Raw genomic sequence first — 11515 nt, forward strand, 5'->3', positions numbered from 1 at the left:
GAGCGAGCCGAGCGCGCGTAAGGGATGATGCGGTGTCCGTCGCGTGGTAGAAGCGTGCTATTTTCTTCATCTCATCTGCGCTGCGTGCCAGTCTGCGCCCGCGATGCGAAACCGGTTCGATCGGCTGGCAAAGGACGTCGCGCAAGAGGGGCTCACGACGACGGGCAAGGTCGTGACCAACGCGGAGGTCGCCGGGGAGACGCAGCTCGCGGACGTGTGGTATGAGCCCGACCCGGCGCGCGCGTCGGAGCGGGAGCGTCTCGGGCTGCTCGGCCGCCTCGCGGAGACGGCGTGCACCATCGAGGCGTACAGCGACACGCCGAGCGCCGAGGAGGCGCGGGCGTGCGTGGAGAAGCACCTGGCGGTGTGGCGAGGGCGCGCAGCGAGGGACCGCGCGGCGGAAGCGCCGTTCCTGTGGATGCTGTCGACCGGCCGCCCGGGGGCCGTGCTCGACGGCCTGTGCACCGCGCGGATGGCCGGCTGGCCCGCGGGCGTGTACGAGGGGCCCGGCCTGCTGCGGACGGCGCTGGTCGTGCTGAGCGAGCTGCCGCGCGAGCGCTCGACCCTGCTGATCCGGCTGATGGGCGGAGGGCGCGTGTTGCGCGAGGCGATCGAGGATTTCCGGCGGCTGCCGCTGGATGCGCCGGAGCGCGCCATCGGGCTGGGTCCTCTGCTACGCTTCCGGGCGGCGCTCGCCGAGGTCGGGCCGTCGACGCCGGAGGAAGAGGAGATCGTGATGACCACGCAGGAGCTCGTCGAGCAGTTCATCGAGCAAGGACGCACGCAGGGGATGGCGCAGGGGATGGCCCGGGCCACCATCACGCTGTACGAGGCTCGGTTCGGCCCGATGCCGCCGGCGTTGCGCTCCGCCGTCGAGGGCATTCGCGACCTGCCGACGCTCGAGAAATGGCACCTCCTGGCCGGCACCGGGACACGCGAGGAGGTGCACGACGCCGTCGCCGCCGGTACGGCCGCCGGGCGCTCGTCCTGATCATCGACTGACGTCGCCGGGGGCGCCGGCGAGCGTGCCGTGCATGGCGCATACGCCGTCCGCTGCCTGCTCGGCCACCGTGCGCGGCGCCAACCTGTCGGGGGCCCCTCCTCCAGTCGCCGAGCTCCCACCAGGCGCCGAGCTCCCACACACATGTCGACGAAGGCTATCGTGATCTCGTGAACCGGCGACACCCCGCCGCCGGAGATCCATCGTATACCCGTGCTCGCTCGGCCCGTTGACGCCGCGTTGCCGCGCATGGCCAGACGTCTGGCTGTGCATGGCCAGACGTCTGGCCACGGCGCGACAGGCAATGGCGGCCGGCGATGTGTCGAACTCCAAACGGATCAGGCCGAGCGCGCGTAAGGGATGATGCGGTGTCCGTCGCGTGGTCGCAGCGTGCTATTTTCTTCATCTCATCTGCGCTGCGTGCCAGTCTGCGCCCGCGATGCGAAACCGGTTCGATCGGCTGGCAAAGGACGTCGCGCAAGAGGGGCTCACGACGACGGGCAAGGTCGTGACCAACGCGGAGGTCGCCGGGGAGACGCAGCTCGCGGACGTGTGGTACGAGCCGGACCCGGCGCGCGCGTCGGAGCGGGAGCGTCTCGGGCTGCTCGGCCGCCTCGCGGAGACGGCGTGCACCATCGAGGCGTACAGCGACACGCCGAGCGCCGAGGAGGCGCGGGCGTGCGTGGAGAAGCACCTTGCGGTGTGGCGAGGCCGCGCAGCGAGGGACCGCGCGGCGGAAGCCCCGTTCCTGTGGATGCTGTCGACCGGCCGTCCGGCGGCCGTGCTCGACGGCCTGTGCACCGCGCGGATGGCCGGCTGGCCCGCGGGCGTGTACGAGGGGCCCGGCCTGCTGCGGACGGCGCTGGTCGTGCTGAGCGAGCTGCCGCGCGAGCGCTCGACCCTGCTGATCCGGCTGATGGGGGGAGGGCGCGTGTTGCGCGAGGCGATCGAGGATTTCCGTCGGCTGCCGCTGGATGCGCCGGAGCGCGCCATCGGGCTGGGTCCTCTGCTACGCTTCCGGGCGGCGCTCGCCGAGGTCGGGCCGTCGACGCCGGAGGAAGAGGAGATCGTGATGACCACGCAGGAGCTCGTCGAGCAGTTCATCGAGCAAGGACGCACGCAGGAGGCGGCGCAGGTGACGATCGAGCTGTACGAGGCTCGGTTCGGCCCGATGCCGCCAGCGTTACGCTCCGCCGTGGAAGCCATGCGCGACCTGCCGACGCTCCGAGCGTGGCGCCTGCTCGCCGGCACCGGGACGCGCGAGGACGTGCACGCCGCCATCGCCGCCGGGCGCTCGTCCTGATCATCGACTGACCCGCGCTCGCTCGGCGCTGCCCGCGCCGCGTTGCCGCGCGTGGCCAGACGTCTGGCTGCGCGTGGCCAGACGTCTGGCCATGGCGCGCTCCGGCGCTCGGCGGCGGCAATGCAGCGAATTCCAAACGCATCGACTTGAGCGCGCGTAAGCGCTCCTTCCGGCGTCCGCCGTGCGGCCGGAGCGTCCATCTTTGTTGGTCTCGTCCGCATCGCGTGCCAGCCCTGTTACGCCACGTCCGACCGGCCATAGCCCGACGCGCGGTCCGATGGCCCTTCGTAACGACCCTCCAGCGCAACGAGGACCCCACCAGCGCGGCCGGTGTCTGGGAGCGCCCCGCCCGCCGCCCGCGGCGCTGCGAGGTGACGGGGCGGCCGGGCGCGGGTAAGCTCTCGCCGTGCCGAGCCCCCGGAAGACCACCCCCCTGCGCCGCCTGCCCGCGATCGCGCTCGTCGCGCTGACCGCGATCGCCGGCGCCGCCTGCGTCACCAAGCCGACGATGCAGCTCGACCACGCCGAGATCACCGGGATCCGCATCGGCTTCCCGCCGAGCCTCGGCGTCCTCATGACCGTGGTCGTCAACGTCCACAACCCGAACTCGTACGACGTCGCGGTGCGCGCCGTCCGCGGTCAGGTCATGCTCGCCGGCCGCTACACGATGCCCGTCGACTTCCGCGCCGACGGCGAGGGCGTCTGGCTCCCCTCCGACCGCACGACCCAGGTCCGCGTCCCGGTCAGCATCCCCGTCGACCTGGGTTTCCAGCTCCTGCGCGAGTCGTTCTCCTCTCAGGTCATCCCGTACCGCTTCAGCGGCCGCGCGGACGTCACGGCGACGCGCACGTTCCGGCTCGAAGCAGACGATTACTCGGTCGACGACCACGGCGTCATCTTCCGCCATCAGATCGAGGCCGCCCTCGGCGTCATGCGATGAGCGCGAAACGCGACGCGCGCCGCAGCCCCTGATCCCGGGCGACGCGCGCCGCAGCCCCTGGCCCGAGGCGTCCCGCGGCCTCGGCCGGTGGCGGCCGCCGCCGTCAGGTGGTGGCCGCCGCCATCAGGTGGAGGCTCGAGCCTCCAGGCCCCTCGATGACCGCGCGACGCGCGGCCGCCGCCGGGGACATCCCACGCGAGCCACGCTCACCTCGGCGGCGCCGCGCCGCGCCACCCCACGGCGTCGGAGCGCCGGCGCGACCGCCGCCCGTCCGCGCCCCGGAGCGACGTTCTCCGGAGCAGCGCGGGTCGCGCGGCTTTGCCACAGGTTGCGCAGGTCCTGCATGATCCGTCGTACGGCCCCGACCCGACGCGCCCACGGGCCCCCCGGCGCCCAGCGCGCGCCGGCGGGCCGATGCGTTGGCCACCGACTTGCTTGAGATAACCGATCGTTGATCGCTCCTGCCCTCGGCCACGGCCGCGAGGCTCGAACGCCGCGCGCACCACGCGCGACGGCGCACAAGGCACTTCGCAGCAACGGACGAGGGCCGGCAGCGCGCGCGGGGGCACGTGCGGAGTCGCCCGGACGGCGGTCGACTGCGCGCGATCCGTCGGGGCCGGCGCCACCCGTCGAATCCATGTGTGTCTGTCAGCGAATGAGAAGAGAGAGCGATACCTGAGAGTTCCGTCGTGCCCTGGAGAGGCGCGGTCGTGCGGCGCTGGCCACGACGGAACATGACCTGAATCACGCGCCTTCGTCGTGATGGAGAGCGTTCATGATGGATGACTGTCATAGCGGGTTTCTCGCGCTCGATCCGGAGATGCGTCGCCTCCGCGAGGCGCTCGAGACCGTGGCCCCGACGCCGCTGCCGGTCCTGATCCTCGGCGAGACGGGGACCGGGAAAGAGGTCGTGGCGGAGTGGATCGCCGGCATGTCGCGGCACGCGCGCGACCGCTTCGTGAAGGTCAACTGCGCGAGCCTCTCGGAGACGCTCGTCGAGAGCGAGCTCTTCGGGCACGAGCGCGGCGCGTTCACCGGGGCGGTGGCGCCGCGCGAAGGGCTGTTCGAGGCGGCCCACGAGGGCACCCTGTTCCTCGACGAGGTCGGGGAGCTGTCCCCGCGGACGCAGGCGAAGCTGCTCCGCACGCTGGAGTACGGCGAGATCGTCCGCGTGGGGAGCACGCGCCCGCGGCGCGTGGACGTGCGCGTGATCGCGGCGACCCACCGCGATCTCGAGCAGATGGTCGCCGAGGGAGAGTTCCGACAGGACCTCTACTTCCGCCTCAACGCGGTCACGCTGCGGATCCCGCCGCTCCGGGCCCGCACGTGCGAGATCCTCCCGCTCGCGGAGCTGTTCGCGGCGCGCCTGTCGCGCAGGCTGGAGCGCCCGGCGCCGCGGCTCACGCCCGCGGCGACCTCCGCGCTCCTCGCGCACCCCTGGCCGGGGAACATCCGGGAGCTGCGCCACGTGATCGAGCGCGCCGTGGTCATGGCCAAGGGGGGGCCGATCCAGGCGGACCACCTGATGCTCGTCGCGCCGCGCGCGCAGGCCGACGCCGGGATCCGGGGCGACGTGCGCTCGTTCGAGCGCGACCGCATCCTCGCCGCGCTCGACAGGACCAGCCACAACCAGACGCGCGCCGCGGAGCTGCTCGGCGTGTCGCGGCGCACCCTCACCAACAAGCTCAACGCGTACGGCATCGCGCGACCCCGCAAGAAGGTCGCGCTGGAGGAGTGCTGACGTGGCCTCGCCGTTCCTCCGCACCATGCGGTCGCTCGAGATCGAGCGCGGGCCGAGGACCTGGATCCGCCTCGCGGTGATCCTCGCCGTGCTCGGCGCCTGGGCGGCCTGGATGCACGCGGCGCGCGTGTCCGTGTACGCGACGACCGCGAAGGCGCGCCTGGAGGTCAGCCGGATGGCCCACCGCGTGGCCGCCGCGGAGCCCGGGCGCGTGTCGGTCGTGCGGGTGGAGCTCGGGCGCCACGTCGAGCAGGGCGAGGTGCTCGTCGAGCTGGACGCCGCGGTCGAGGAGAAGCGCCTGGAGGAGGAGCGCACCAAGGTGGCCGTGCTCGCGCCGAAGCTCGAGGCGCTGCGGCGCCAGATCGCGGTCGAGGACGAGGTGCGCGCGTGGCAGGAGAAGCTCTCCGAGGCGTCGATCGCCCGCGCCAGGATCGACCTGCGCCAGCGCGACCTCTCGGCCGCGCAGGGCGAGGAGCTCCGCGCCATCTCCGAGAAGCTGCACCGCGAGCAGCTCGCCTCGACGGCCGATCACCTCCAGGCGAAGACCCGCGCCGCCGACGAGCTGCTCAAGGCCGAGGGGGCGCGCGCCGATCTCCACCGGCTCTCGGTGGCGCGCCGCCACGACGAGCGGCAGACGGCGGCGCACCTCGCCGAGCTCGAGCGGTCGCTGGGCGACCTGGTGGCCGAGCAGCGGGCGGCCGAGGCGGCGGTGCACACGGCGCTCGCGCAGATCGAGCGGCGCAAGATCCGCGCGCCCATCGCGGGCAAGCTCGGGAACATCGCCGCGCTCCAGGTGGGCGACGTCCTCCAGGCGGGCGACGTCGTGGCGACCGTCGTCCCGGGGGAGGACGTGCACGCCGTCGCGCTCTTCGCGCCGTCCGACGCGGTCGGGCGCGTCGTCCCCGGCCAGAGGGCGCGCATGCGCCTCGACGGGTTCGCGTGGACGCAGTTCGGCATGCTCGAGGGGGAGGTCTCCCACGTGGCGAGCGAGCCGTTCGACGGCGCGATCCGCGTCGAGCTCGCCGTGCGGCCGGACAGCGCGGCGTCGATCCCGGTGCAGCACGGCATGCCGGGGACGACCGAGGTCGAGGTGGAGCGCGTGTCCCCCTGGACGCTGCTGCTGCGCGCCGTGGCGCCGGGAGGCCCGCGATGAAGCGCGCGTTCCTCGTCCCCGAGGTGCTGCAGACGTCGCTCATGGACTGCGGGCCGGCCGCGCTCAAGGCCGTGCTCCAGGGGTTCGGGATCGACGTCCACTACGAGTGGCTCCGCGACCGCTGCCAGACGGACGTCGACGGGACGTCGATCGACGCGCTCGCCGCGCTCGGGCAGGAGCTCGGGCTCGCGACCGCCGAGATGGTGGTCCCCCACGACAGCTTCCTCCTGCCCGAGGCCGACTGCCTGCCCGCGATCGTGGTCAAGCGCGGCGCGGGCGACTCGCTCCACTTCGTCGTCGTCTGGCGCAGGCTCGGGCCGTTCGTGCAGATCCTCGACCCCGGCAGCGGGCGGCGCTGGGTGCGCTGCGAGCGGTTCATGGAGGACATGCCGCACTTCCCGATCCCGATCTCGATCGACAGGTGGCGGCGGTGGGTGTCGTCCGAGGACTCGCTCGGGCCGCTCCGCGCGAAGCTGCGCGCGCTGGGCGCGCAGGGGGAGGCGCTCATCGGCCGGGCGGACGCCGACCCGGGGTGGCGGTCGTTCGCGGCGCTCGACGCGGCCGTGCGGATGGCGGCGCGCCTGGTGCGCGGCGGCGCGATCTCGCGCGGCGGCGAGGCGCAGCGCGTGCTCGAGGGCGTCGTCGACCGCGCGCTCGCGGGGGAGGCGGGCGCCATCCCGAAGGGGTTCTTCTGGGCGACCGAGGGCAAGGCGCCGGGCAAGCTCCTCGTGCACGGCGCCGTCATCGTCCACTTCGCCGCGCGCGGCGAGGCCAGCGCGCGCGCTGCCAGCGCTGCCGCGTCGCTGGAGCGCCCGGCGACGCCGCCCCCGCCGAGCTACCGCGACAGCGCCACGCCCTCCGTCGCGCCGGCGGAGCAGGCCCCGCGCGCGGTCGCGACGGCGGTGCTCCCGGCCCCCGTCCGCCGGGAGCTCGAGCTGCCGTCGCCGTCGCCGTCCCGCCTCTTCTTCTGGATGCTGCGCGCCGACGCGGGCCGCGCGCTCGCGCTCGTCGGCGTGGCGCTCGCGGCCAGCGCGGCGATCGCCGCGATCGACGTGGTCGTCCTGCGCGGGCTGTTCGACGCGGTGAAGCACATCACGGTCGAGTACCAGCGCGCGCTCGGGCTGCTCGCGCTGGTCGCCTTCGCCGCGGGGGGCCTGCTGCTCGAGCTCTTCGTGGCCCACGCCGTCTCGCGCCTCGGGCGCGCCCTCGAGGTGCGCTTCCGCGCGGCCTTCCTGGAGAAGCTGCCGCGGCTCGAGGACCGCTACCTGCGCAGCCGGCCCACCTCGGACATGACCGCGCGCGGCCACGCGATGCACCTGATGCGCGAGGCGCCGGCGCTCTTCTCGCGCATCGCGCGCGCGGCGCTGTCGTTCGCGGCGACGCTCCTCGGGGTGCTCTGGCTCTACCCGGGCGGGGCGTGGCTCTCGATCGTCGCGGCGGCTGTCGCGCTCGCGGCGCCATACCTGGCGCGGCGGCCGCTCGTCGAGAGCCTCATGCGCCTGCGGACGCACGCCGCGTCGCTCGAGCGGTTCTACCTGGACGCGCTGCTCGGCGTGGTGCCGATCCGCGTCCACGGCGCGGAGCGGGCGGTGCGGCGCGAGCACGAGGCGCTCCTCGTGGAGTGGGCGCGGACCGGCCGGCTCGTGCACGCGCAGTCCACCGCCATGCAGGCCGTCCAGGGGCTCGCGAGCACCGCGGTCGCGGTCGCGATCGTCGGGGGCTACGTCGCCGCGGGCGGCCCGCCGGCGGCGCTGCTCCTGCTCGTGTTCTGGTCGCTGCGCCTGCCCGTGGTGGCGCAGGAGCTCGTCGCCGCGCTGCTCGGCTGGAAGAACGTGCGCAACGCGTCGGTGCGCCTCTTCGCGCCGCTCGCGGCGCCGGAGATGGACCTCCCGCGCGCCCCCGTCGAGGACGCCGCGCCGGGCGGCGCGGGCGGCGAATGCGGCGGGGGCGGCGCGTGCGGCGCGTCGATCGACCTGCGGGGCGTCAGCGTACAGGCCGGGGGGCACACGCTCCTGTCCGATGTCTCGCTGAGCCTCCCGGCCGGGGCGCACGTCGCGATCGTGGGCAGCTCCGGGGCGGGGAAGTCGTCGCTGCTGTCGCTGCTCCTCGGGTGGCTCCGGGCGTCGCGGGGCGAGGTCCTCGTCGACGGGCGGCCCTTCGACGGCGCGGCGCTCGCGCGCCTCCGCCGCGGGACGGCGTGGGTCGACCCGGCCATCCAGCTCTGGAACCGCACGCTCCTCGAGAACATCACCTTCGGCCACGCCGGCGACGCGCTCGCGCGCGTGCCGCGCTCGATGAATCAGGCCGAGCTCACCGACGTGCTCGAGGGCCTGCCCGACGGGCTGCAGGCGGCGATCGGCGAGGGCGGCGCGAGGCTGTCCGGGGGCCAGGGGCAGCGCGTGCGCCTCGCGCGGGCGCTGATGAAGGCCGACGCGCGCCTCGTGCTCCTCGACGAGCCGTTCCGGGGGCTGGAGCGCGAGCGGCGCCGGGCGCTCCTCGCCCGCGCGCGCGAGCACTGGCGGGGCGCGACGCTTGTCTTCGTGAGCCACGACGTGACGGACACGATCGGCTTCGATCGCGTGCTCGTGATCGAGGGCGGCAAGGTGGTGGAGGACGGCGCGCCGCGCGAGCTCCTCGACGACGCGCGGAGCCGCTACCGCGCGCTCGCGGACGCGGACGCGCGCGCGCGGGATGAGGTCTGGTCGAAGGGGCGCTTCAGGAGCGCGACGATGGAGGGCGGCCGGCTCATCGTGGAGGCTGTATGAAGGCGGAAGACGCCGGGTCGAAGGCGGACGACACCGAGCGCGCGGCGGCGCTGGCCGCTGTCGCGTGGGAGCCCTCGGCGCTCGGGCACGCGATGAGCGCGCTCACGGCCGCGTGCGGGCTCGCGAGCGGCGCGGCGCCGTCCCCCGGCGCGCCGCCGGACGGCGACCCCACCGCGTGGATCGAGGCGTACGCGGGCTGCATGGGCGTCGAGGCGGAGGCGGTCGAGAGCAGCTTCGCCGATCTGCCCCGCGCGATCGCGTCGCTCGGCCCGTCGATCGTCCGCGTCGCGCAGGGCTACCTCGCGGTGATGTCCGCGGGCCGGCGGGGCCTCTCGGTCCTGACGCCGGCGCTCACGCCGGCGCGGATCCCGCTGGAGACCGTGCGCCGGGCGCTCTCCGCCCACCTCGAGGACCGCCCGGCGTCGCACGTGGACAAGTGGCTCGCGGCCGCGCGCATCGCCCCGCGGCGCGCGGCGCGGGCGCGCGCCGAGCTCCTCGCGCAGCTCGTCGCGGATCGCCCGATCAGCGGCATGTGGCTGCTCCGCCCCGACCCCGGGTCGAGCTTCCGGCGCCTCCTCGCGCTCCGCGGCGTGCTGCGCCGGGGCGCGGTCTTCCTCGCCGCGGCCACGGCGCAGATCGCGCTCGGCGTGCTCGCCTGGTGGCTGATCGGCGCGGGCGCGCTCGACGGCGCGGTGGAGCCGGGGTGGCTCTTCGCGTGGGTGCTGCTGTCGCTGTCGGCGATCTTCGTGCAGCTGTTCGCCTCCTGGGCGGGGGGGCTGCTGACGATCGACGTGGCCGCGCTCCTCAAGCAGCGCCTGCTCTGCGGCGCGCTCCGCCTGGATCCGGCCGCGATCCGGACGCGCGGCTCGGGCGAGCTCCTCGCGATGGTCTCCGAGTCCGAGGCCGTCGAGACGGCGGGGCTCGGCGGCGCGCTCGGGGCGGTCGTCGGGCTCGTGCAGCTCGCGAGCGCGGCGGCGGTGCTGTACGCCGGCGCCGGCGGCGGCCTCCACGTCGCGCTGCTCGTCGGGTGGGCGCTTGCGGTGGCGCTGCTCGCCCGCCGCTTCGCGCGGCGGCGGGCGGCGTGGACGGGCGAGCGGTTCGCGATCACGAGCGGCTTCGTGGAGAACGTCGTCGGGCACCGGACGCGCGTCGCGCAGGAGGCCCCGCACCTGCACCACGTGGAGGAGGACGCGGTGCTCGAGCGCTATCACGCCGCCTCGCGCGCGATGGACCGGGTGGGCGATCTCCTCTCGTCGCTGCCGGCGCGCGGGTGGCTCGCGCTCGGGCTGCTCGGCCTCGTCCCCGCGGTCCTCGGCGGGGTGAGCGTCGGCCCGCTGGTGGTCGCGACGGGCGGCATCCTCCAGGCGCAGGCGGCGTTCGCGGCGCTGGCGACGAGCCTCGGCGCGCTCCTCTCCGCCGCCGTCTCGTGGCGGTCGATCGCGCGGCTCTTCGCGGCGGCCGCGGACCGCGAGCCCCCGGGGATCCCGCAGGCGGTGCTCGGGCGCCCGGCGACGTCGGACGTGATCCTGGAGGCGCGGGGCGTCACGTTCCGGTATTCCGGGGAGCGCGGCGAGCCGGTCCTGCGCGACTGCGGCCTGGTCCTGTCGAAGGGCGACTGTCTGCTGCTCGAGGGGCGCTCGGGCGGCGGCAAGTCGACGCTCGCGGCCGTGCTCAGCGGCCTCCACGCGCCGGCGTCGGGCCTCGTGCTCCTCCGCGGCCTCGATCGGCGGACGCTGGGCGGCGCGGCGTGGCGCAGCCGCGTCGCGAGCGCGCCGCAGTTCCACGACAACCACGTGCTGTCGGGGACGCTGGCGTTCAACCTGCTCATGGGGCGCGCGTGGCCCGCGTCGCCCGAGGACCGGCGGGAGGCGGAGCTCGTCTGCCGCAAGCTCGGCCTCGGGCCGCTGCTCGATCGGATGCCCTCGGGGCTCGATCAGGTCGTGGGGGAGACGGGGTGGCAGCTCTCGCATGGCGAGCGGAGCCGGCTGTTCCTGGCGCGCGCGCTGCTCCAGCGGTCGGACGTTGTCCTCCTGGATGAGAGCTTCGGGGCGCTGGATCCGCTCACGGCCCGCGAGTGCGTGGGCGCCGTGCTCGAGCGGGCGCCTGCGCTCGTCGTGATCGCGCATCCCTGAGCGGGGGTGTTGCCGAGCTGCCCGGCCCCCGGAGAGGGTGTTCGTCGCGCGAGGTGGGGGCCCCGCCGAACTCGGCGCAGAGACCAGGGTATCCTCTGCCGAAGCCGGGGCGAGCTGGGGCGGTGCTCGCGGTACAAAACGCGAAAGGCCCGTCGCTGCTCTTGGCAGCGCGGGCCTTCGCGGTCGTGTCGTCAGCTTCGAGGAGCCGAGCGCCGCAGGCTACGGCACTCGGCCCCTCGCGGGCTTGTCAGCAGCAGCAGCCGGGCGGACAGGTACAGACGACGTTCGCGCCGGCCTGCAGGTCGGTGGGGACCTCCACCGTCAGGCGCGCAGGGCGCTCCTCGACCGTCTCCTGCTTCTGCTCGATCTCGCCCTCGCCCTCGATCTTGATCTGCTCGCTCATGGTGATTGCTCCGTGGATCGGTTGGTTATTTCCAGTTGCGCACTCGACGTCGCGCGATGATGGGTATTGCAGCCGTCG

Annotated in this window: 8 protein-coding genes; 7 read left to right on the forward strand and 1 reads right to left on the reverse strand. The window is 74.6% G+C overall.

The genetic code is table 11. The annotated features are described in order from the left end of the window. The first annotated feature begins 103 nt into the window (after positions 1-103). From WME96_RS13555 to WME96_RS13585, 7 genes are all read left to right on the forward strand, one after another. Complete coding sequence (locus WME96_RS13555; RefSeq protein ID WP_437290548.1) at positions 104-991, forward strand: hypothetical protein; 888 nt, start codon at positions 104-106, stop codon at positions 989-991. Between the two features lie 448 nt (positions 992-1439). Further along, entirely contained in the window at positions 1440-2303 is an 864-nt protein-coding gene (locus WME96_RS13560; protein ID WP_437290549.1) for a hypothetical protein, read from the forward strand. A 406-nt stretch (positions 2304-2709) separates the two neighbouring features. Further along, positions 2710-3243, forward strand: a complete 534-nt coding sequence (locus tag WME96_RS13565) for an LEA type 2 family protein (protein ID WP_433935869.1) — start codon at positions 2710-2712, stop codon at positions 3241-3243. A gap of 775 nt (positions 3244-4018) precedes the next feature. Next, positions 4019-4984 carry a sigma-54 interaction domain-containing protein gene (locus tag WME96_RS13570; RefSeq protein WP_437290550.1) on the forward strand — a complete coding sequence of 322 codons (966 nt, stop codon included), beginning with the start codon at positions 4019-4021 and terminating at the stop codon, positions 4982-4984. Position 4985: 1 nt separating this feature from the next. Further along, positions 4986-6137, forward strand: coding sequence for an HlyD family secretion protein (locus WME96_RS13575; protein WP_433935871.1), 1152 nt, complete (start codon positions 4986-4988; stop codon positions 6135-6137). Continuing rightward, positions 6134-8902 carry an ATP-binding cassette domain-containing protein gene (locus tag WME96_RS13580; RefSeq protein ID WP_437290551.1) on the forward strand — a complete coding sequence of 923 codons (2769 nt, stop codon included), beginning with the start codon at positions 6134-6136 and terminating at the stop codon, positions 8900-8902. Before WME96_RS13575 ends, WME96_RS13580 begins: the two co-directional genes overlap by 4 nt. Further along, positions 8899-11034, forward strand: coding sequence for an ATP-binding cassette domain-containing protein (locus WME96_RS13585; RefSeq protein ID WP_437290552.1), 2136 nt, complete (start codon positions 8899-8901; stop codon positions 11032-11034). The genes WME96_RS13580 and WME96_RS13585 overlap by 4 nt, the downstream gene beginning before the upstream one ends. Positions 11035-11281: 247 nt before the next feature. On the opposite strand, the gene WME96_RS13590 is transcribed toward WME96_RS13585, so the two are convergent. Next, positions 11282-11437: a hypothetical protein gene (locus tag WME96_RS13590; RefSeq protein WP_433935874.1), complete on the reverse strand. Its 156-nt coding sequence runs from the start codon at positions 11435-11437 to the stop codon at positions 11282-11284. Positions 11438-11515: the final 78 nt, after the last annotated feature.

Origin of the sequence: Sorangium sp. So ce406, assembly GCF_051474675.1 — a bacterium.
Lineage (GTDB): Bacteria > Myxococcota_A > Polyangia > Polyangiales > Polyangiaceae > Sorangium > Sorangium cellulosum_G.

What these genes read in the sequence shown, in the direction of transcription:
- WME96_RS13570 (WP_437290550.1), top strand. Translation starts at nt 4,019, where the DNA reads ATGATGGATGACTGTCATAGCGGGTTTCTCGCGCTCGATCCGGAGATG.
- WME96_RS13585 (WP_437290552.1), top strand. Translation starts at nt 8,899, where the DNA reads ATGAAGGCGGAAGACGCCGGGTCGAAGGCGGACGACACCGAGCGCGCG.
- WME96_RS13560 (WP_437290549.1), top strand. Translation starts at nt 1,440, where the DNA reads ATGCGAAACCGGTTCGATCGGCTGGCAAAGGACGTCGCGCAAGAGGGG.
- WME96_RS13555 (WP_437290548.1), top strand. Translation starts at nt 104, where the DNA reads ATGCGAAACCGGTTCGATCGGCTGGCAAAGGACGTCGCGCAAGAGGGG.
- WME96_RS13580 (WP_437290551.1), top strand. Translation starts at nt 6,134, where the DNA reads ATGAAGCGCGCGTTCCTCGTCCCCGAGGTGCTGCAGACGTCGCTCATG.
- WME96_RS13590 (WP_433935874.1), bottom strand. Translation starts at nt 11,437, where the DNA reads ATGAGCGAGCAGATCAAGATCGAGGGCGAGGGCGAGATCGAGCAGAAG.